14 protein-coding genes are annotated in these 20,270 nt (G+C 74.6%); 8 read left to right on the top strand and 6 right to left on the bottom strand.

Annotated features, from left to right (window positions below):
- Positions 1-35: 35 nt before the first annotated feature.
- Positions 36-620: a CGNR zinc finger domain-containing protein gene (locus AC0OLQ_RS23085; protein WP_484527992.1), complete on the top strand. Its 585-nt coding sequence runs from the start codon at positions 36-38 to the stop codon at positions 618-620.
- Between the two features lie 52 nt (positions 621-672).
- On the opposite strand, the gene AC0OLQ_RS23080 is transcribed toward AC0OLQ_RS23085, so the two are convergent.
- On the bottom strand, positions 673-1,467 hold the full coding sequence (locus AC0OLQ_RS23080; protein WP_484527991.1) for a class I SAM-dependent methyltransferase: 795 nt from the start codon (positions 1,465-1,467) through the stop codon (positions 673-675).
- 126 nt (positions 1,468-1,593) lie between these two features.
- Between AC0OLQ_RS23080 and AC0OLQ_RS23075 the strand changes: the two genes are divergently transcribed.
- Complete coding sequence (locus AC0OLQ_RS23075) at positions 1,594-2,145, top strand: DUF5872 domain-containing protein (protein WP_484527990.1); 552 nt, start codon at positions 1,594-1,596, stop codon at positions 2,143-2,145.
- Between the two features lie 49 nt (positions 2,146-2,194).
- Here the strand turns inward: AC0OLQ_RS23075 and AC0OLQ_RS23070 are convergent, their stop codons facing one another.
- Positions 2,195-4,336: a discoidin domain-containing protein gene (locus AC0OLQ_RS23070; protein WP_484527989.1), complete on the bottom strand. Its 2,142-nt coding sequence runs from the start codon at positions 4,334-4,336 to the stop codon at positions 2,195-2,197.
- A gap of 321 nt (positions 4,337-4,657) precedes the next feature.
- Positions 4,658-6,001, bottom strand: coding sequence for a glycoside hydrolase family 18 protein (locus AC0OLQ_RS23065; RefSeq protein ID WP_484527988.1), 1,344 nt, complete (start codon positions 5,999-6,001; stop codon positions 4,658-4,660).
- A gap of 266 nt (positions 6,002-6,267) precedes the next feature.
- Between AC0OLQ_RS23065 and abc-f the strand changes: the two genes are divergently transcribed.
- The 3 genes from abc-f to AC0OLQ_RS23050 all read left to right on the top strand — a co-directional run bounded on the left by abc-f (position 6,268) and on the right by AC0OLQ_RS23050 (position 10,781).
- The gene (gene abc-f / locus AC0OLQ_RS23060) at positions 6,268-7,905 is read left to right on the top strand and encodes a ribosomal protection-like ABC-F family protein (protein ID WP_484527987.1); all 1,638 of its coding nucleotides are present in this window, start codon (positions 6,268-6,270) and stop codon (positions 7,903-7,905) included.
- A 70-nt stretch (positions 7,906-7,975) separates the two neighbouring features.
- Positions 7,976-9,124, top strand: coding sequence for an acyl-CoA dehydrogenase family protein (locus AC0OLQ_RS23055; protein ID WP_484527986.1), 1,149 nt, complete (start codon positions 7,976-7,978; stop codon positions 9,122-9,124).
- Between the two features lie 115 nt (positions 9,125-9,239).
- Complete coding sequence (locus tag AC0OLQ_RS23050; RefSeq protein ID WP_484527985.1) at positions 9,240-10,781, top strand: long-chain-fatty-acid--CoA ligase; 1,542 nt, start codon at positions 9,240-9,242, stop codon at positions 10,779-10,781.
- Positions 10,782-10,806: 25 nt separating this feature from the next.
- Here AC0OLQ_RS23050 and AC0OLQ_RS23045 read toward each other — a convergent pair whose 3' ends face one another.
- Positions 10,807-14,574: a CHAT domain-containing protein gene (locus AC0OLQ_RS23045; protein WP_484527984.1), complete on the bottom strand. Its 3,768-nt coding sequence runs from the start codon at positions 14,572-14,574 to the stop codon at positions 10,807-10,809.
- Between the two features lie 160 nt (positions 14,575-14,734).
- Between AC0OLQ_RS23045 and AC0OLQ_RS23040 the strand changes: the two genes are divergently transcribed.
- The 3 genes from AC0OLQ_RS23040 to AC0OLQ_RS23030 are packed head-to-tail and all read left to right on the top strand — an operon-like array spanning position 14,735 to position 17,576.
- On the top strand, positions 14,735-16,198 hold the full coding sequence (locus AC0OLQ_RS23040) for an RNA-guided endonuclease InsQ/TnpB family protein (protein ID WP_484527983.1): 1,464 nt from the start codon (positions 14,735-14,737) through the stop codon (positions 16,196-16,198).
- A 53-nt stretch (positions 16,199-16,251) separates the two neighbouring features.
- Positions 16,252-16,632 carry a hypothetical protein gene (locus AC0OLQ_RS23035; protein WP_484527982.1) on the top strand — a complete coding sequence of 127 codons (381 nt, stop codon included), beginning with the start codon at positions 16,252-16,254 and terminating at the stop codon, positions 16,630-16,632.
- Entirely contained in the window at positions 16,629-17,576 is a 948-nt protein-coding gene (locus AC0OLQ_RS23030) for a hypothetical protein (protein ID WP_484527981.1), read from the top strand. The genes AC0OLQ_RS23035 and AC0OLQ_RS23030 overlap by 4 nt, the downstream gene beginning before the upstream one ends.
- A gap of 4 nt (positions 17,577-17,580) precedes the next feature.
- Here the strand turns inward: AC0OLQ_RS23030 and AC0OLQ_RS23025 are convergent, their stop codons facing one another.
- Together AC0OLQ_RS23025 and AC0OLQ_RS23020 are read right to left on the bottom strand one after the other, a co-directional pair.
- Positions 17,581-18,582, bottom strand: coding sequence for a tetratricopeptide repeat protein (locus tag AC0OLQ_RS23025; RefSeq protein ID WP_484527980.1), 1,002 nt, complete (start codon positions 18,580-18,582; stop codon positions 17,581-17,583).
- Positions 18,583-18,682: 100 nt separating this feature from the next.
- The gene (locus AC0OLQ_RS23020) at positions 18,683-20,269 is read right to left on the bottom strand and encodes an MDR family MFS transporter (protein WP_484527979.1); all 1,587 of its coding nucleotides are present in this window, start codon (positions 20,267-20,269) and stop codon (positions 18,683-18,685) included.
- Position 20,270 lies beyond the last annotated feature (1 nt).

The raw sequence follows: 20,270 nt of genomic DNA, 5'->3' as shown, positions 1-20,270 counted from the left end.
GCGTTACGCTGGTGTGGTCCGGAGGGAGGGCGACGGTGAGCGACGAGGCGCCGGTGCCGTCCGCCGTGCGGCTGGTGCGCGACTTCGTCAACACCTTCGAGCCGCAGGTCGACGAGGAGTCGCTGACCAGCCCGGACGCGCTGCGGGACTGGCTCGCCGAGCGAGGGCTGGTCCCCGCCGACGCCCGGCTGGGCGCGGCGGACCTCGCCACGGCCCGCACGGTCCGCGAGGGCCTGCGCGCGGTGCTGCTCGGCCACGCCGGTCACCCCGCCGACGCCGGCGCGCTGCGCCGCCTCGACGAGGCGCTGGCTGCGGCGCCCGTGCGGCTGACGCTCGCGGACCGCGGACCGCGCCTCGTTCCCGTCCGGCCCGGCCCTCTCGGCGTGGCGTTGGCCGCCCTGGTCGAGGCGATCCGGCAGTGCGCGGAGGACCAGGTCTGGACCCGGCTCAAGGTGTGCGACCGGGACACCTGCCGATGGGCCTACTACGACGCCTCCCGCAACCGGGCGCGGCGGTGGTGCTCCATGGCCGGGTGCGGCAACTACGTCAAGATGCGTCGGGCCTACGCCGTCCGCCGCGGCCGCCGGCCCTGGACGCCGGACCCTGGCCGGGACCGCTGACCGGACAGCCTCTCGACCGGCTCGGCCAGGTCCCCGCGCACGGCGGGCGCTATCACGACGGTGCGGTGCCGCGGACCGCCCAGGCCCGCGCGGTGAGCCGGACGGATCCGTCCGCCTCGACCGGCAGCCGGGTGCGGAGCAGGTCGCGCAGCGCCGCGCGGCGCGGCTCGGTCAGCGACGCCACGTACGCCGGTGCCGCGCCCTGGCCACCGAGGAACGGCGTCCAGTACGCGTCGACGTCGGCGAACACGGTGGGCACGACCACCGGCTCGACGGCCACCGCGGCGAAGCCGGCATCCGTCCACAGGGCGCGCAGCGCCTCGGGGCGGCACAGCGGGAACCGGCGCCCCTCGGACCACTCCGCGGTCGCCGGATCGAGCGCCTCGGCCGCCGCCCAGAAGTGGCGCATCATGGCCATGCCCTCGGCGTAGTCCCAGACGTAGGCGGCCGCGACGCCGCCGGGCCGGAGGACACGGGCGAACTCGGCCACGGCCCGCGCCGGGTCGGGCACGAAGTTGAGCGCCAACCCGCTGACCACGACGTCCACACCCCCGTCGGTCATCGGCAGCGCGCGGGCGTCACCGATCTCGAAGGCGGCCCGCGGGTCGTCGACCCGGTCACGGGCGTGGGCCAGGAATCCCGCCGCCGGGTCGACGCCGGTGACGTGCGCCGGATCCGCCTCGGCCAGCACGGTCGCGGTCAGCGCGCCGGTGCCGCAGCCCACGTCGAGCCAGCGCAGGCGGGGCGGGAGCGCCAGCCGCCGCAGGAAGTCGTGCGCGACGAGCCGGCTCCACCGGCCCACGTACGCCTCGTACGCTTCGCCGTCGGCCCAGACCGGTTTCGCCATGCCGGCACGATACGGCAGGGGTGGGCCGGATCCACCGGCTCGGGCGACGGTCCGTCCGGAGTCGCGGTCGGCGGGACACCTCGACTCGGACGCATGGCGCTCCTCGGCCCGGGTAACCGGTGCGCCATGGCCAGGTACACCGAGCCCGAGCTCAGAGCGCAGCTCAAGGAGGAGATCCAGGCGTCCGACAAGGGCGGCCGGCCGGGGCAGTGGTCGGCGCGCAAGTCGCAGCTGCTCACCAACGAGTACAAGAAGCGCGGTGGCGACTTCGAGGGCCCCCGGGACCAGCGGCAGCGGTCCCTGCAGCGGTGGGGCGCTGAGGAATGGCAGACCCGGTCCGGCTCCACCCGGGCGCGCCGGAACGGCGAGACCGCTCGTTACCTGCCGAAACGGGCCTGGCAGAAGCTCTCGGACGAGCAGCGGCGGGACACCGACACGAAGAAGCGGCAGGCGTCCCGGTCCGGGCGGCAGTTCGTGGCCAACACGGGACCGGCCAAGCGCGCCCGCCGGGAGGCCACCTCGGCCGGACAGCTGTCGGACCTGCCGGTCGCCGAGGCGGTCAAGCTCGTCCGCGGCCTCGACACGCGCCAGCTCCGGGCCGCGTTGCGGCGTGAGCGCGGCGGCAAGGACCGCAGGACGCTCGTCCAGCGGTTGGAGTCGGAGCTGGCTCGGCGCTGACCGCGGGTGGCGTGCCGGACGGGACACCGCCCGCCCGGCACGCCGCCGGTCACTGGTAGACGCGGACGTGGTCGACCAGCATCCGGGCCGGGAACGGTGTCGACGCGTCGGGCGGACCGGGCCAGTCGCCGCCGACGGCCAGATTGAGGATCAGGTAGAACGGGTGGTCGTAGACCCACGGGCCGCGGGTGGCCTCGACCGTGGCCTTGCTGGCGTAGAAGACCTCGGTGCTGTCGACGAAGAAGCGCATGCCCCGGCTGTCCCACTCCACCGCGTAGACGTGGAAGTCGGCGGACAGGTCCACGCCCCACACCCGCTCCTGGCCGTAGCCGGCTGCGCCGTTGTAGGCCGGCGCGTGCAGCGTGGTGTAGCTGCGCGTGGTGTCCCGGCCGAGGATCTCCATGATGTCGATCTCACCGTTGTACGGCCACGGCCGCCCGGTCAGGAAGTCGGCGCCCATCATCCAGAACGCCGGCCAGAACCCATTGCCCTTGGGCACCTTGACCCGGGCCTCGATCCGGCCGTACTGGACGTGGAACCGGTTGGCGGTGTTCATCCGGTGCGACGTGTACGCGCGTCCGCCGGCGGACTCCCGGCGGGCCTCCATGACGAGCTGCCCGGTGCCGTTCATGGCGGCGTTGGCGTTGTCGGTGTAGTACTGCAACTCGTTGTTCTGCCCCGTACCCGGGTCGACGGTCCACTTCGCGGGGTCGGGCCGGCTACCCGCCGGGCCGTTGAAATCGTCGGCGAAGACGAGGCGGGTGGCCGGGAAGGTCGGGTCCGGCGGTGCGGGTGGGGGAGCGGTCGGCGCGCCGCCCGTCCCGTACACCTGGAACTCCCACAGCGAGTAGCCGTAGCCGCTGCTGCGCGCGGTGCCGTACATCCGCACGTAGCGGCCCGTGCCGGTGACGGCCAGGGTCTCCTTGAACCCGGCGCTCGTGGTGGTGCTGTAGATGGTGGTCCAGGTGGTGGCGTCGTTCGAGGTCTGGATCTGGTAGGCGGTGGCGTGCGCCGGGTCCCACTGGAGGACCACCCGGTGGACGGTCGCGGTGGCGCCGAGGTCGACGTAGATCCACCCGGGGTCCACCCAGCCGGTGGTGGCGCTGGTTGCCCAGCGGGACGCCGGGTCCAGGTCGAACGCCCGGGCCGGGAGGCACTGCCAGCAGGCGCCGTCGTCCTGGTAGGAGGACGCCACGCCCGGCTTGCCGTACGACAGCAGCACGTCCCCGCCCGGCGGTGGGCTGGACGGCGGCGGGCCGCCGGAGGTGCGTACCGCGAACTCCCACAGCGAGTAGCCCCACGCGGTGGCCCGCGCGGTGCCGAGGATGCGGACGTACCGCCCGGAGCCGGAGACCGTGAGCTGTTGGCTTCCGCCGGTCGCGGTTGTGGTGCCGTAGATCGTGGTCCAGGCGGCGCCGTCGTCGGAGACCTGGACCTGGTACGCCGTCGCGTACGCCGCCTCCCAGCTGAGGTCGACGCGGCAGATCGTGCGGGAGGCGCCGAGGTCGACCCGGATCCACTGCGGGTCGGCGGCGGCGCTGGACCAGCGGGTGCCCGCGTTGCCGTCGACGGCGGCGGAGGCGGGGAAGCCGGCGTTCTCGGTGGACGAGGCGGTGGCCGGGCGGTTGAGGGCGGCGTTGCCGGTGGTGTCGCAGCCGCTGGCAGCGGTCGTGCCGTACACCCGGAACTCCCACAGCGACACGCCGTACGGCGTGCCCCGGGCGGTGGTGTACACCCGCACGTAGCGCCCGGAGCCGGCGACGGTGAGCGTGTCGACGCCGCCGTCGCCGCTGGTGGTGCCGTAGACGGTCGACCAGGTCGCGCCGTCGGCGGAGACCTGCACCTGGTAGGCCGTGGCGTACGCGGCCTCCCACTGGAGCACGACCTGGCTGAGGGTGGCGGTGGCGCCCAGGTCGACCCGGATCCACTGGGGATCGGCCGCGGCGCTGGACCAGCGGGTGCCGGTGTCGCCGTCGACGGCGGCGGACGCGGGGAAGGCGGCGCTCTGGACCGACGACGCGGTGGCCGGCCGGCCCTGGGAGAGCAGCGGATCGGCGGCGCTGGCGGTGCCGTGCACGGCGGCGACGAAGGCCGCGACCAGGGCCGCCACCAGGGCGAGGACGGCGGCGGGCCGGAGCCGGCGGGTGGGCGGGGGAGGTGGGGGATCGGCCGGGACGGGACGGGCGTTCATGACGTCTCCAGGAGGGAGCGGCGGCCGTGACACGGGCCGGCGTGGGCCAGGTGTGCCCGGCCGCCGGGTGGTGGTGGGCGGCAGGGCCGGACGGCGGACACCGGTCGGCGACGACCGGCATGAGAAAGCGCTCTCTGGCAGACAGGGTCGGCCTGGTCATCGGGTGGTGTCAATAGAATCCGCCGGTTCCGGAACCGATCGACGGTTCGTCAGCCGTCGCGCCGCAGCCGGCCCGTCTCCCCCGTGCCGAGCCGCCGGGGGCGAGCACGACGGACCGCCGCCGGCCGAGGGGCGGCCGGCGGCGGATCCGAGGACGTGCCGCTACCGCGTCGCGAGACCCACGCTGATCGTCCTGGTCAGGGTGGCGTTGTCGTCGTCGCCGTCCAGCGACCAGACCATCGCCCCGGCCAGGCCGACCCGCCGGATGTAGAGCGTCTTCTGGAACACGACTGCCGGATCGTCGTACGTCCAGAAGGTCGTGCCGTCGAACAGCCAGGCGTGCCCCGCGCGCAGGTCGCGGTGGACGGTCCAGCCCTTGCCGGGCAGGGTCTTGAGCTGCTTGTAGTCCTCGTAGCCGGCCTCGAAGGTGGCCGGCGCGGGCCCGGTCGCGGGCTGGAATAGCCCGTCCCCGCCGCCGGTCACGCCGGTCCAGCCGCGACCGTAGTAGGGGATGCCCAGGACCAGCTTGCCGCGCGGCGCGCCGCGGGCGAGCCAGCCGTCGATCGCCACCTCGGCGGAGAAGTCCGGGCTGTCCGGCGCGCCCGCCGGCACGCGCAGCGCCGACTGCTGGTTGGTCACCGAGTCCCAGGAACCGTGGAAGTCGTACCCCTGCACCGTGGCGAAGTCCAGGTACCGGAAGATCTTCCGGCCCTCGTACCCGGCGTCCATGGTGGCCGGGTTGGCCGGCAGGAACGCGGTCAGGACGTAGTGCTTCCGGGCCTGCCGGCCGTACGCGTCGAGCTGCCGGCGGAATTCGGCCAGCAGCTTCGTGAAGTTCTCCCGGTCCTCGGCGCGGACCACGTTGCCCGGCTCGCCCGGCCAGTTCGGCCACTCCCAGTCCAGGTCGATGCCGTCGAAGACGCCGGCGGCCGCGCCCGGGCCGCCGCTGCCGCCGTCCAGCACCGGGAGGTTGCCCTTGAGGTAGAGGTCGATGCAGGAGGCGACGAACGCCCGGCGGGACGCGTCGGTGCGGGCGGCGTTGGAGAAGTACGTCGACCAGCTCCAGCCACCCAGCGAGATCATCACCTTGAGGTCGGGGTGCCGGGCCTTCAGCTTGGCCAGCTGGCCGAAGTTGCCGTTGAGCGGCTCGCCCCAGGTGTCGGCGACGCCGTCGACGCTCTCCTCCGCCGGGACGGGGCGCTGGTAGTCGGCCCAGGCGTCCCCCTCGCCCGGCCCGCCGTCCACGTAGCAGCGTCCGTCCTCGCTGACGTTGCCGAAGGCGTAGTTGACGTGGGTGAGGCGGCTCGCCGCCCCGGAGGTGTCGAGCTTCCTGACCGGGAAGGCCCGGCCGTAGATGCCCCACTGGGTGAAGTAGCCGACCCGGTGGTATCCGGCCCGGCCGGGCGAGCCGTCCGCCGCGCTCGCGGCGCTCGGCGGGGCGGCGGTGATCAGCACGGCCGACAGGGCGGCCAGGGCGGTGAGGCGGCGGTGGCGGAACGGTCGCATCGGCACTCCCATGAGGGACGGAGCGAGATTAGTTAAGAGACCTTTCTGATCGATGAAGCTAAGCCGGTGGTGAATCGCGGTCAAGTTCCCGCGCCGGAGTTGCTAGGCTTGCGGGAGCGCGCCGAGAGACCGCGCTGCGACTCGAAGGAGACAGACATGACGGGCGACGACGACATCTCCGGGTGATCCCGGCCCACCTCGTCGCATCCCTGTCTCGTCATCCGGGCGGCCGTGCCCTGCCCGGCGCAACCCTGAAGGTCTCTTCGATGTCCGACACCTGTGTCGTGTGCAGCAACCTCTCCTTTTCCTGGCCGGACGACACCCCGGTCTTCCAGGACCTGTCCTTCACCGTCCCGCCCGGCCGCACCGGCCTGGTCGCGCCGAACGGCGCCGGCAAGACCACCCTGCTGCGGCTGATCGCCGGCGATCTCACCCCCACCGGCGGCGCCGTGACGGTGGACGGCGTGCTCGGCTACCTCCCGCAGAACCTGCCGCTGGCCGGCGAGCTGACCGTGGCCCAGGTGCTGGGTGTCGACCCGGTGCTCCGGGCGCTGCACGCGATCGAGGCCGGTGACGCCCGCGAGGAGCACTTCACCACCGTCGGCGACGACTGGGACGTGGAGGAGCGCAGCCGGGCCGAACTCGACCGGCTCGGTCTGGGCGACGTCCCGCTCGACCGGCGGCTGGACACCCTCAGCGGCGGGCAGGTGGTCTCCCTCGGCCTCGCCGCGCAACTGCTCCGCCGCCCCGACGTGCTGCTGCTCGACGAGCCGACGAACAACCTCGACCTCGACGCGCGACACCGCCTGTACGCGGTGCTCGAGGAGTGGTTCGGTTGCCTGCTGCTGGTCAGCCACGACCGGGCCCTGCTGGACCGGATGGACCGCATCGCCGAACTCGACCGCGGGGAGGTGCGCCTGTTCGGCGGCAACTTCACCGCGTACGAGGAGGCCGCCCGGGCGGCCCGGGAGGCGGCCGAGCGCACCGTGCGCGGCGCCGAGCAGGAGGTGAAGCGGGAGAAGCGCGAGATGCAGCAGGCCCGCGAGCGGGCCGAGCGGCGGGCCGGCAACGCCGCCCGCAACCTCGACAGCGCCGGCCTGGCCCGGATCGTCGCCGGCGGGCTCAAGCGCAGCGCCCAGGAGTCGGCCGGCCGGTCCCGGCAGATGCACGCCAACCGGCTCACCGAGGCCCGGGCCCGGCTCGACGAGGCCAGCCGGGCGCTGCGCGAGGACCAGACGCTGACCCTGGACCTGCCGGACACCACCGTCCCGGCCGGCCGGACGGTCGTGGCGGGGGAGCGGATGCAGGTCCACCACGACGGTCGGGCCGTCTTCGCCGGGGCGGGGGTGGACCTGACCATCCGGGGACCCGAGCGGATCGCGCTGATCGGCCCGAACGGCGCCGGCAAGTCCACCCTGCTCCGGCTGCTCCGCAGCGACCTCGATCCGGAGGGCGGCGACGTGCGCCGGGGCGAGGGCCGGGTCGCGTACCTGTCGCAGCGGCTGGACCTGCTCGACCCGGACCGCACGGTGGCGGAGAACTTCGCCGCGTACGCCCCGGACCGGCCGCCGGCCGAGCGGATGAACCTGCTGGCCCGGTTCCTCTTCCGCGGCGCGCGCGCCCACCTGCCGGTCGGCGTGCTCTCCGGCGGCGAACGGCTCCGGGCCACCCTGGCCTGTGTCCTGTACGCGCAGCCGGCGCCCCACCTCCTGCTGCTGGACGAGCCGACGAACAACCTCGACCTGGTCAGCGCGAGCCAGTTGGAGAACGCGCTGGGCGCCTACCGTGGCGCGTTCGTGGTGGTGAGCCACGACGAGCGGTTCCTGGCCGAGATCGGCGTGCAGCGGTGGCTCCGCCTGGACGACGGCCGGCTCCGGGAGGTGGCCGCGCCCGAGCCCGCCTGAGCCCGCCGTCCCGCCGTCGGCGGAAGCGGGGTCTGGACGGACTTAAACTTGCATCGCTAGTTTAAGCCGCATGGACCTTCAGCTCTCCGCCGAGCAGGTGGCGGCTCGTCGGCTCGCCGCCGAGTTCGTCGACCGGGAGGTGGTGCCGCACGCGGCGGCCTGGGACCGGCGGGAGGAGGTCGACCCGGACATCGTCGGGAAGCTCGGCCGGCTCGGCTTCCTCGGGCTCACCGTCCCCGAGGAGGACGGCGGGTCCGGCGGCGACCACCTCACCTACTGCCTGGTGCTCGAGGAACTCGGCCGCGGCGACTCCGCCGTGCGCGGCATCGTCTCGGTGTCGCTCGGGCTGGTCGCCAAGTCCATCGCCGCGCACGGGTCGGCGCCGCAGCGGGCGGAGTGGCTGCCCCGGCTCTGCTCGGGCGCCGCGCTGGGCTGCTTCGCCCTCACCGAACCGGACAGCGGCTCGGACGCGGCCGCGCTACGCACCCGCGCGGTCCGCGACGGCGGCGACTGGCTGATCACCGGCACGAAGACCTTCATCACCAACGGCACCACTGCCGACGTGGCGCTGGTCTTCGCCCGCACCGGCGGCCCGGGGCACCGGGGCATCACCGCGTTCCTGGTGCCCACCGGGGCCGCCGGGCTCACCCGGCGGGAGATCCACGGCAAGCTCGGCCTGCGCGGGCAGGCCACCGGGGAACTCCGGCTCGACGCCGTCCGGGTGCCCGACTCGGCGCGTCTCGGCCCGGAGGGCGGCGGTTTCCGGCTGGCCCTGGCCACCCTCGCCAAGGGCCGGATGTCGGTGGCCGCCGGCTGCGTCGGCATCGCGCAGGGCTGCCTCGACGCGGCGGTCGGCTATGCCGGGCAGCGCACCCAGTTCGGCAAGCCCATCGCCGGGCACCAGCTGGTGCAGCAGCTGATCGCCGGCATCGCCGTGGACACCGCCGCCGCCCGGCTGCTGGTGTGGCGGGTGGCCGACCTCGTCGACCGCGGCGAGCCGTTCGCCACCGAGGCCTCGATGGCCAAGCTCTTCGCCAGCGAGGCCGCCGTCCGCGCGGCCAACAACGCCGTCCAGGTCTTCGGCGGGTACGGCTACATCGACGAGTTCCCGGCCGGCAAGTACCTGCGGGACGCCCGCGTCATGACCCTCTACGAGGGCACCAGCCAGATCCAGCAGCTGCTCATCGGGCGCGCGCTCACCGGCGTCAACGCCTTCTGATCCGACCACCACACCGACCCGGGAGGGCAACCGGCATGAGGAGCTTGGCCTGCATCGAGGAGACGACCGCGGCGACCGGCGAGACCGCCGGCCGTCCCTTCCGGAGCGTGGTCCGATGACCGCGCTGTCGCTGGCCATGGTGCTGGCCGAGGCCGCCCGGCGGCACCCGGACACGGTGGCCGTGGTCGACGGCGACACCCGGGTCAGCTACGCCGAGTTGTGGCGGCAGGCGCGCGGCTACGCCGCCGGACTGCGGGAACTGGGCGTCGACCCGGGCGACGCGGTGGCCCTGCTGGCCCCGAACGTGGTCGACTTCCCCCGGGTCTACTACGGCGCCCTCGCCGCCGGCGCGGTGCTGGTGCCGGTGCACCTGCTGCTGACCGTGGACGAGGCGGTGCACGTGCTCCGCGACAGCGGCGCGAAGCTGCTGGTCTGCCACAGCTCGCAGCTCGCCCTGGGCGCCGCGGCCGCCGCGGCGGCGGGCGTACCGCTGGTCACCGTCGGTCCGGCCGGCGCCGGCGGGTCCCGGCTGGAGGAGGTGAGCGAGCGGCTACCGGCGCTGCCGTCGTACGTCACCCGGCAGGCGGAGGACACCGCGGTGGTGCTCTACACCAGCGGCACCACCGGCGTGCCCAAGGGCGCCCTGCTCACCCACCTCAACCTGGTCATGAACGCCACCGTCAACGTCTTCGACGCCAACGACGCGCGCCACACGGACGTGGTGCTCGGCTGCCTGCCGCTGTTCCACAGCTTCGGCCAGACCGTGGCGATGAACGGCACCTTCCGGCTCGGCGCCACGCTGGTGCTGCTGAGCCGGTTCACCGGGCCGGCCGCCATCGACCTCATGCTGCGCGAGGGGGTCGACGTCTTCCACGGCGTGCCCACCATGTACGTGGCGCTGCTCGACGCCGCCCGCGACCGGACCACCCTGCCCCGGCTGCGGCTGTGCATCTCCGGCGGGGCGTCGCTGCCGGTCGCCGTGCTGGAACGGTTCAACGCCGCCTTCCAGACGACGATCTTCGAGGGCTACGGGCTCTCCGAGACCTCGCCCACGGCGACGACCAACCAGCCGCACTTCGGCACCCGCCCCGGCACCGTCGGGCACCCGGTGTGGGGCGTCGAGGTGGAGATCGCCCGCGCCGACCTGGACGACCGGATCGAGCTGCTCCCGACCGGCGAACTCGGTGAGATCGTCATCCGCGGGCACAACGTCTTCGCCGGCTACCTCGGGCGGCCCGAGGCGACCGCGGAGGCGGTGGTCGACGGCTGGTTCCGCAGCGGCGACCTGGGGCGCAAGGACGCCGAGGGGTTCGTCACCATCGTGGACCGCAAGAAGGACCTCATCATCCGGGGCGGCTTCAACGTCTACCCGCGCGAGGTCGAGGAGGTCCTGGCCCGGCACCCGGCGGTCGGTCAGGTGGCGGTGATCGGGGTGCCCGACCCGCGGCACGGCGAGGAGGTCTGCGCCGTGGTGGTGCCCGACCCGGCGGGCCCCGGCCTGCCCGGTGAGCAGGAGCTGATCGACTGGTCCCGCGAGCACCTGGGCCGGCACAAGTACCCGCGCCAGGTCCGGTACGTCGACGCGCTGCCGATCGGGCCGAGCCACAAGGTGCTCAAGCGGGAGCTGCGCCGAACGGTGGCGCCGCCCGCGGACTGACTGACCACGGCGGCGGTCGACGCGGTCACAGCGGCCGGTTCAGTCCGACGTGGAGGTGGCCGGCCCACCGGGTCGGCGTCGCCGGGAACTCGTCGCGGACCGCGCGTACCGTCTCGGTGAGCACCCGGGCCGCCGCGGTGGTGTCCGGGGGGCGGGTGCCGCCGTCGGTCAGGCCGGCGTAGAACGCCGCGGCGACCCGCGCGCTGTCCGGGGTACGCCACGTCGTGCCGATCACGCCCCGGAAGCCCGCGAGCTGGAACGCCGCGGCCAGGTGCAGCGGTTCGTCGGTGAACGTGGGATGCGTCTGCGCGGAGCCGCACGCGGACAGGAAGGCCAGTTCGGCCCGCTCCAGGTGGTAGGAGCCCACCAGGTGCGGGCTGAGCGTGCCGCCGGCGCCCAGGCGCAGCCCGCCGGTCAGCATCGCCGGCCCGCCGGCGTCCGCCTCGCCGTGACAGGCGAAGTGCGCGATCGGGTGGTCCCGCAGCGCGTCCTCGACCGCGTCGGGCGCCACCTCGGTGCCGGCGAGCATCGTGGAGCCGGGGATCAGCCGGGCGACCTGCTCGACCTCGGCGCGTACCTGGGACAGCGCCGGCAGGTCCCGCGCGGTCGGCACGCCGACGACGGCGGCCGTGGCGGCCGTCGGCCGTCGCGGCCGGTCCGCCCCCGCGTGGGCCAGGGCGGTGAGGGTCGGCGTCCAGGACGACACCGCACGGTCGAGGACGGTACGCCGGCGGCCGGGCTCGCGGTGGTGACCGGCGGCGTGCAGCGGGAGCCGGGCCAGCGGACCGACCGGGCACCACCAGATCCGCGGCGGCGGCTCGTCCCCGGGGGCCAGCAGATCGAGCACCGGCCCGGCAACGGCGTCCCACAGCCAGCCCAGGATGCCGTGCAGGTCCTCCTGGGCGGCGGCGCGCCGGTCGAACGGCACCGCCGGGTCGGTCGTCTCGGCCACCGCGGCGTACCAGCGGACCACGTGCCGCCGGACCACGGTCGCGCGCAGGTCGGGCAGGCGCACCGGCCGCACGGGCCGGTACGGGTCGGCCGGGACGACCAGCGCGTCGCCCCGGTCGCCGTGCATCGTGACGACGACCACCGGCATCCCGGCCAGCCGCCCGCGCAGCAGCGGCATCGACGGCGGCCGGAGGAAATCGACGAACCCGGGCAGCCGGCGGATCCGTTCGACCACCCGGTCCCGCTCGGCGGCGAGCTGCCGGGTCCGGGCCAGCCAGACCGGCCGGGGATCCCAGTCCCCGCTGGAGCTGGCCAGCACCTCGCCGGACGCCTTCCGGCGTTCCACCTGGATGCTGAACTTCCGGACCTGTGTGTAGGCGTCCGCCTGCGCCAGCTCCCGGTCGATCCGGTCGAGTTCCGCGGCGAGCCGGGCGTCGATCGCGCGCAGCTCCACCCGGCCGCCGCGGATCCCCAGGGCCTCGTGGAACAGCAGGCCCCGGCCGCGTTCCAGGAGTTCGACGGCGCGCTCGGCGTCGTCCGCCGCGAGCGCGGCGGCGGCGGCCTCGGTCGCCACCCCGCCCAGCGTGGCGACCGCGTGGAGCCGGCGCCGCCCGGACGACGACCGGTCGACGGAGGCGGGCAGCTCCCGCACCGCCCGCTCCAGCGCGGCCAGCCGGGCCGCCGGGTCGCCGGCCTCGCGGGCCAGCTCGGCCTGCCGGCGTTCCGCGTCGATCCGGGTCGCCGGGTCCACCCCGGACGACGCGGCGACGGCGGCGTACGTGGAGATGGCCTCGGTCCTCGCCCGGTCGGCGCCCGGACCGCCGGACCGGGCCAGCTCGGCCGCGGTCCGGGCGAACAACCTGGCCCGCAGCGGCCACCAGTGGTGCCCGGCCGGGGTCTGCGCCACCGCCTGCCGGGCCAGCCGCACCGCGTCGGCCAGCACGTCGAGGTCACCGCTGAGGAGGTAGCGCCGGTAGCGGGTGTCGGCGATCGTGCTGCCGATCCGGGGCTGGTCCGGGTGGTCCGGCGCCAGCAGGGCGAGGGCCTCGCGGAACGTGTGTTCGGCCGCCAGCAGGCCGGCCTCGTCGGCCTGGCGCACCGCGAGGAGGGCCTGGCTGCTCGCCTCGTTGTAGCGGAAGCCGACCCGGCGGGAGTCGCCGGCGGGCAGCGCCTCGGCGGCGCGACGGCTGGTCTCCACGGCCTCGGCGAGCAGCACGTCGTCGGGCGCCAGCACCGCCCGGCGGACCAGCGCGTCGGCGAGCCCCATCAGCCGCAGCGGGTACGCCTCGTGCCGCGCCGGCGTGTGCTCCAGGGCCTCCCGCTGGTGTCGCACCGCCTCATCCAGCAGCTCCGGATCCTCGGCCAGCCACCCGGCGGCGGTCAGAGCGCCCGCAAGGACATCGAGCTGCCGGGGACGGGTGTCCGGCTGCCCGTCGGCCAGCTCCAGCGCCGCACGCGCCGCGGAGACGGCCACCTCGACCAGCCCTTCGGCCTGCCCGTGCATCCCCGCCGTGGCGGCGGCGCCGGCCAGCAGATTGAGCGCCGGCCGCCGCAGCGGATGCTCCGGCCCGGCGGCGTCCAGGGCGAGCTGCGCCCAGGTCGCCGCCCGCACCGCGCCGTCCAGCTCGCCGCCGTGTTCCCAACGATGCCGCTCCGCCCCGCCGAGCAGGAGCAGGGCCCGGGGCCGCTCCGGATGGCCGCCGGGCACCGCGGCGACCAGCAGGACGGCCGACCGGTGCTGCTCGGCCAACGCCGGGGCCGCGGCGTCCACCACGATCCGGTCGGCAAGCTCCTCGGCCCGCCGCAGCAGCCGGTCGAGCACCGCTGGCTGGTCGGCCGCGGTGACGATCGCGCTGGCCAGCTCGGGGCCGATCTCGTCGGCGAGCAGGTTGGCCACGGTGTTGAGCCGCTCGAGGGCGGGCGCGGCCGCCGGCCGGTCCAGCGGCGTGGCCAGCACCACGTCGCGCCAGGCGGCGGTCGCCTCGAGCAGGAGTTCCACCGACCCCTGCCCCGGCACCTCGTGCAGCCGGCACAGCGCCGCGCCGAGCCGCGCCACCACCCCCGGGTCGGTGGGGTGGCGCCCCCAGGCGAGCTGCGCCGCTCGGCGGTAGTCGCCGACGGCGAGTTCCAGCGCCCGCGGGCCGGCACCCCGGTCGAAGTAGCGTTCGAACAGGCGGGCCCGGCGGAGCAGCCGGTGCAGCCGGTGCGGGTCCTGGGTCGAGGTGGCCCCCACGGCCTGGGACAGGGCGTCCAGCGCCTCGTCGTAGGTCCGGCCGTCCCCGGTCTCCTCGGCCAGTGTCGTCAGCACCTCGGCGAGGTCGGTGAGGAGCGCGGCACGCAGCATGTCGGCCGCCTCGTCGCGCTCACGGGACAGGTACGGCAGCCACTCCTGATAGAGCGTGACGAGCATCCGCAGGGCCTTCCCGGAACCGGCCCGGTGCCGCTGCCGGAGTCCCGCGACCCGATCGGTCTGCTGCTGGCTGAGCAGGACCTCGGACAGGCGTGGCTCTCCGGACCGGCCGGTCTCCCGGTATTCGTCCCGGATCAGCTCCGGCACCCCGTCCGGGTCGCCGCGGCACCCCTGCCGGAACAACGCGACGGCCGCCCGGCGCTCCCGCAGGCCGTTCAGCCCGGGCAGGTCGAGGTAGCGGTACCAGTGGAGCCGGGCCAGCGCGTGCGCGGCGCTCCGGCCGGCACCCCGGTCACCGGCCGCGGCGGCGAGGAGGTCCGCGTCGTAGGACAGGTCCGGTCCGGTGAGGACGGACGGGTCACCGGTGCGTTCGTATTCGGCGATCACCGCCATGACCCGCCGTACGGCGGCGTGGGTGGTCCGTCTCGACATCGCCACTCGATTCCGGTACGCCGGTGTCGGTCTCCGATCTCCGGTGCCAATCCTGCCGGGCCCGGCCGGTGCGCGGAAGCCGGCCGCGCGACCCACCCTTGGGGACGGTAGCGGCCCGCCGCGGTCCTTAGTGCCGTGACACAAACGTTCGCCGGGTTGGGTGCCGGGGAGTTTTGTCGTACTGGTGGTGTTGGGTGTGGTTGTGCCTCGTCGTCGGGATCCTGCCGCGCCTCGGGTGGTGCATCGCACCGCGCGTGTGGCGTTGCGGGTGACGTCAGGGCAGCGGCGGCGGTGTTTCGGCCTGCTGCGTTCGGCTGGTGACGTGTGGGCGTGTGTGTTGGAGGTCAATGGGTGGCGGCGTCGTCGCCGGGATGTGCCGCTGGTGGGCTATCAGGAGTTGTGTCGGGTGTTGGCGGTGTCGGGGCCGGGCACGTTCGGCGAGTTGGATTCGACGGGTGCCCGGTCGGTGTTGCGCCGGTTCTCTGACGCGTGGTTCGCGGCGGCGAAGCGCCGCAACGATGGTGATGTGTCGGCGGGGTTCCCGCGGCGTCGCCGCGGGTTGGTGCCGGTGCGTTGGTATCACGGCACGTTCATCGTTGACGGGCGTCGGGTGCGGATTCCCAGCGCGAGAGGCACCGCGGCGCTGTGGGTGCGGTTGGGCCGGGAGTTGCCGTATCCGGTTGAGCAGGTCCGGTCGGTCACGCTGTTGTGTGAGGGTGGCCGGCTGTTCCTGGACGTGACCGCTGAGGTGCCGGTGGCGGCGTATCCGCCGGGTGAGGGACCGGACCCGGCCAGGGTGGCGGGGGTGGATCTGGGGATCATCCATCCGTACGCGGTGGCGGGCCCGGACGGTGCGGGGCTGTTGGTGTCGGGGCGGGCGGTCCGCGCCGAGCACCGCATGCACCTGGCGGATACCAAGGCCCGCCGTCGTGCGGTCGCGCGGCGGGCGCCGAAGCCGGGGCAGAAGGGGTCGCGGCGGTGGCGTCAGTACCGGCGTCGGGCGCGGCTGGTGGAGGGCCGGCACCGGCGCCGGGTGCGTCAGGCCCAACACGAGGCCGCCCGCACGGTCGTGTCCTGGGCGGTACGCGAGCGGGTCGGTGTGCTGCACGTGGGTGACCCGCGTGGCGTGCTCGACCTGGACGCGGGGCGGCGGCACAACCTGCGGCTGCGGCAATGGCAGATCGGCCGGCTCCTGCAGGTCCTCACCGACAAAGCTGTCCTGGCCGGCATCACCGTTCACCTCGTCGACGAACGTGGCACCTCCTCGACCTGCCCGGCCTGCCGGCGGCGGGTGCCGAAACCCCGCGGCCGGACCCTGACCTGCCCGCACTGCACGTTTGCCGGGCACCGTGACCTCGTCGCGGCCGCCACCATCGCCACCCGCACCCCGGGCGGCGGACCCACCACCTCGACAGCCATGCCCGTGTTGCCGCAGGTGGTCACGCACCGTCGAGCCGGACGACACCTCCCCGGTGTCGGCCAGTCCCGACGTGACCCCCGCCGCCAACACCGGGCGGCGCGAGGATCAGTTGGCCCGCGGAGGCCCGCCCCACCACCCGGTGGGGAGTCGCTCGCCCAAAAGGCGAGGATCCACAACACCCACCGCACACCCGGTGAACGTTAGTGGACACCGCACTAGGGTGGCAGCGGAAGCCAACCGGTGCCCGAGGAGCGGCCTTGGAACTCGTTGCGGAGCGCGTCGGTCGGCTGTGCCGGCAGGCCGTCGGAGGGCAGCTGCGCGAGCATGCCGAGCGGTACGGCGTGGCCGACGTGCTCGACCGGATCGCCGAGGCTGTCGCCCAGGGCCGCCTGGACCACCGGCTGGAGGAGGACCTCGACCGGCTCGACGACGCCTTCGCCCGCCACGGCATCGACGGACTGACCATCGGCGTACGCGGTTTCGAACCGTGGCTCGGCGGGGGCGGGCATCCCACGGTCGTCGCCTGGGGCTGCCCGAGCCCGCTGCCGTGTCCCCGCGCGGTCCCCGCCGCCGACGGTGACCGGCCGGTGTGCGGGCTGACCGGCGCCCCGTTCGGGCAGCGCCGGATCGTGTTGTGAACGCCGTCCTCGCCGAGCTGGGCAAGCAGTTGGTTACCCGGTGGACGGCGGCGCTGCTGCTGCCGGGGGCGCTGTTCGCCGGCGCGGTGGTCCTGGCCCACGTCCTCGGGCAGCGGCACGCCGTGGATCAGCGGGCCCTGGCGGCCTGGTGGGACGGGCTGACCGCCCGACCGGCCGGCGGATCCGGAGCGACGGTGCTCATCGGTGCGGTCGCGTTCCTGCTCGGCGCGGCGGCGGCCGGGCTCACCGCGCAGTCGGTGGGGATGCTCGTCTCCTGGACGTGGAGCCTGACCGGATCCGGGCCGGTGCTGCGCCGGCTCGCCGCCCGGCGTCGCCGCCGGTGGGAGCGCGCGGACGCCGCCGTGCTGGCCGCGGAACGCGCGCTCCTCGCGGACACCGGCGACACCGCGCTGCGCGACCGGGCGCGCCGGGCCCACGCCCGGCGGGCGGCGATCTGTCTCGTGGAGCCGGCGGGGCCCACCTGGGTCGGCGACCGGCTGCACGCCACCGACGTCCGGGTGCACCGCAGCTACGGCATCGACCTGGCGAGCGGGTGGCCGCGCCTGTGGTTGCTGCTCCCGGAGGAGACGCGGGGCGAGCTGGCGGCCGCGCGGGACCGGTGCGGGGCGGCCGCCCGGCTGGTGGGCTGGGGCCTGCTGTACGCCGTCCTCGGTGCGTTCTGGTGGCCGGCCCTGGCCGTCGGGCTTGTGGCGCTGCTCGCCGCCCGCTACCGCGCCCGCCTGGCCGTCGCGGTCTACGCCGACCTGGCCGAGGCCGCCGTCGACCTGCACGGCCGGGACCTGGCGGTGCAGCTCGGCCTGCCCTGTCCAGGCCGGCTCACCCGCGAGATCGGTGAGCAGGTCACCGCGATCGTCCGCAAGGACGACGTGGTGCCCCGCGCCCGGCGGGCCGGCTCCGCCGACCGCTCACCGCCCCGCCCCTGACCGGTCACGGGCGCCAGGTCGGGTTGTGCAGGATGGCGAGGTTCTGCCGGGCGGTGACCGCGAGCGGGTCCTCGCGGACACCGGCCGGCAGCGCGTCGAGGACCTCCCAGTAGCCCGCGATCGCCCGCCGCCGGTAGCCGGCCAGCGCCAGGGTGGCGGCCAGGTTGTTGCGGCGGCCGGCCGTCTGCCGGCTCTGCCGCCCGTGCCTGCGCTCGCTGTGCCGGATGTTCTGTTCGTGCAGCTCGATGGCTTGCGCGTACTGGCCGGCGTGCTGGTATCCGACCGCCAGGTTGTTACGGATGACGAGGGTGAGGTCGGCGTCGTCACCCTGCGCGTGCTCGGCGGCGGCCACCACCTCGCGCAGCACGTCGAGCCCGTCGTCGACCTGCCCGGCGGCCAGGTAGGCCTGACCGAGGGCGTTGCGGACGGTCAGGGCGTCGGTGTCGAACGGCCCGTACGCCGCCGCCGTGCCCGCGGCGAGGGGTTCGAGCAGGGCGAGGGCCTCGGCGAACCGGCCACAGTGGCGATGGTCCTCGGCGACGCTGAGCCGGTATGCCAGCGTGCTCCGATCGGGGACGGACTCCCGGCCGACGCCGGCGGCCCGCCAGAGGTCGAGGGACATCCGCACCACGTCGACCGGACCGCGTGCCGAACGCGGGGGCGGCACGGGCATGGCGGGCAGCGGCTCGGGCGGCCCCGCCTCGTCCGCCGCCCACGCCGCGAGCCGTTCCCGCAGCTCCGCCGCCGGCGTGTCCGAGACGTGCAACGAACACACGCCGTCATCCAGGTGCAGGTCGAGGTACGCGCCGCCGTCGGGCAGGCGGCGATCGTGGAGCGCCAGGCTGAGCAGGGTCGGCGTCCGGATGTCCAGCCCCCGCAGGCTGCGCCAGGAAAGGCGCAGGAACCGGCGGATCGGCCGGCGCAGGTCGATGCCGGAGCGGTCGAGGACGGCGGTCAGCCCGGTCGTCTCGCTCGTGCGACGCGGATGCCCACCCAGGAAGGTCACGTGCGGTAACGCGAGCGATGACACCCGGTCATCCTCGCATCCGGAGCGGGTCCCGCGCAGCCCCCGATCGACTGCTCGGGACCTCGCTCCGGACGAGTCGTCAGTGGACGACGCCGGCGGCCTGCGCCGCCTCCTCCTGCGCCCGCCGCTCGTCGCCGCTGAGCGTGTGCAGGGGCTTCTCCTTGATGAACAGGACCACGACCATGGCGAGCAGGGCCAGCGGCGCGCCGACCAGGAACAGCTCGGCGGTGGCGGTGCCGTAGACGTCCTGCACGATGCGCAGCAGCGGCTCGGGCAGCGTGGAGAGGTCCGGCACGGCGGTGGAGGAGCCGCCACCGGCCGCGGCCGGGCCGAGCCGCTCGGTCATCAGGTCGGTGACCCGGTTGGCCAGGATGGCGCCGAGGGCGCTGACCCCGATCGCGCCGCCCATGCTGCGGAAGAAGGTCAGCACGGAGGTTGCCGCGCCGAGTTCGTGGGCGGGCACGTCGTTCTGGGCGGCCAGCACCAGGTTCTGCATCAGCATGCCGACGCCGATGCCGAGCACCGCCATGTAGACCGAGATGACGACGCCGATGGTGCCGGCGCCGATGGTGCCGAGCAGCACCATCCCGGCCGTCATCACGGCGCCGCCCGCGACCAGGAAGATCTTCCAGCGGCCGTACCGAGTGATGAGCTGGCCGGCGACGGTCGAGGACACCAGCAGCCCGAAGATCATCGGCAGGCTCATGAGGCCGGCCACGGTCGGCGACTTGCCCAGGGAGATCTGGAAGTACTGCGACAGGAATACGGTACCGCCGAACATCGCCACGCCGACCAGGACGCTGGCCACGGTGGCCAGCGAGACGGTCCGGTTGCGGAAGATGTCCAGCGGGACGATCGGCTCGGCGGCGCGGGACTCAACGACCACCGCCACCGCCAGCACCGCGACCCCGCCGGCGACCATGAGCGCCGTCCAGCCGGAGGCCCAGGCGAACTTCTGCCCGGCCAGCGACGACCAGACCAGCAGCAGGGAGACGCCCGTCGTGATGAGGGCGGCGCCGAGCCAGTCGATCCGTACCTGCCGGCGGACGACCGGCAGGTGCAGGGTCCGCTGGAGCAGGAAGATCGACAGCAGGGTGAACGGGACGCCGATCAGGAAGCACCAGCGCCAGCCGAGCCAGGAGGTGTCCACCAGGACCCCGCCGATGAGCGGCCCGGCGATGGTGCCGACGCCGAAGACGGCGCCGAAGATGCCCGCGTACCGGCCGAGTTCGCGCGGCGGAATCATGGCGGCCATCACGATGGTGGCCAGGGCGGTCATGCCACCGGCACCGACGCCCTGCACGATCCGGCTGAGCAGCAGCACCTCGACGTTCGGGGTGAAGCCGGCGATCAGCGAGCCGATCACGAACAGGCCCAGGGACGACTGGATGAGCAGCTTCTTGCTGTAGAGATCGGCCAGCTTGCCCCACAGCGGCACGGTCGCCGTCATGGCCAGCAGTTCGGTGGTGACGATCCAGGTGTAGACGGTCTGGCTGCCGTTCAGGTCGGCGATGATGCGCGGCAGCGCGTTCGCCACGACCGTGGACGCGAGGATCGACACGAACATGCCCACCATGAGGCCGGAGAGGGCCTGGAGGACTTCGCGGCGGGACATGCGGGCCGGGCCGACCTCGGCGGCGTCGGCGGGCGCGGTGGGTACGGTCATG

It is taken from the genome of Micromonospora sp. Utrum1 (genome assembly GCF_057197805.1).
The sequence above is the reverse complement of the archived record's forward strand: the minus strand, read 5'-3'. Positions and strand labels throughout refer to the sequence as shown.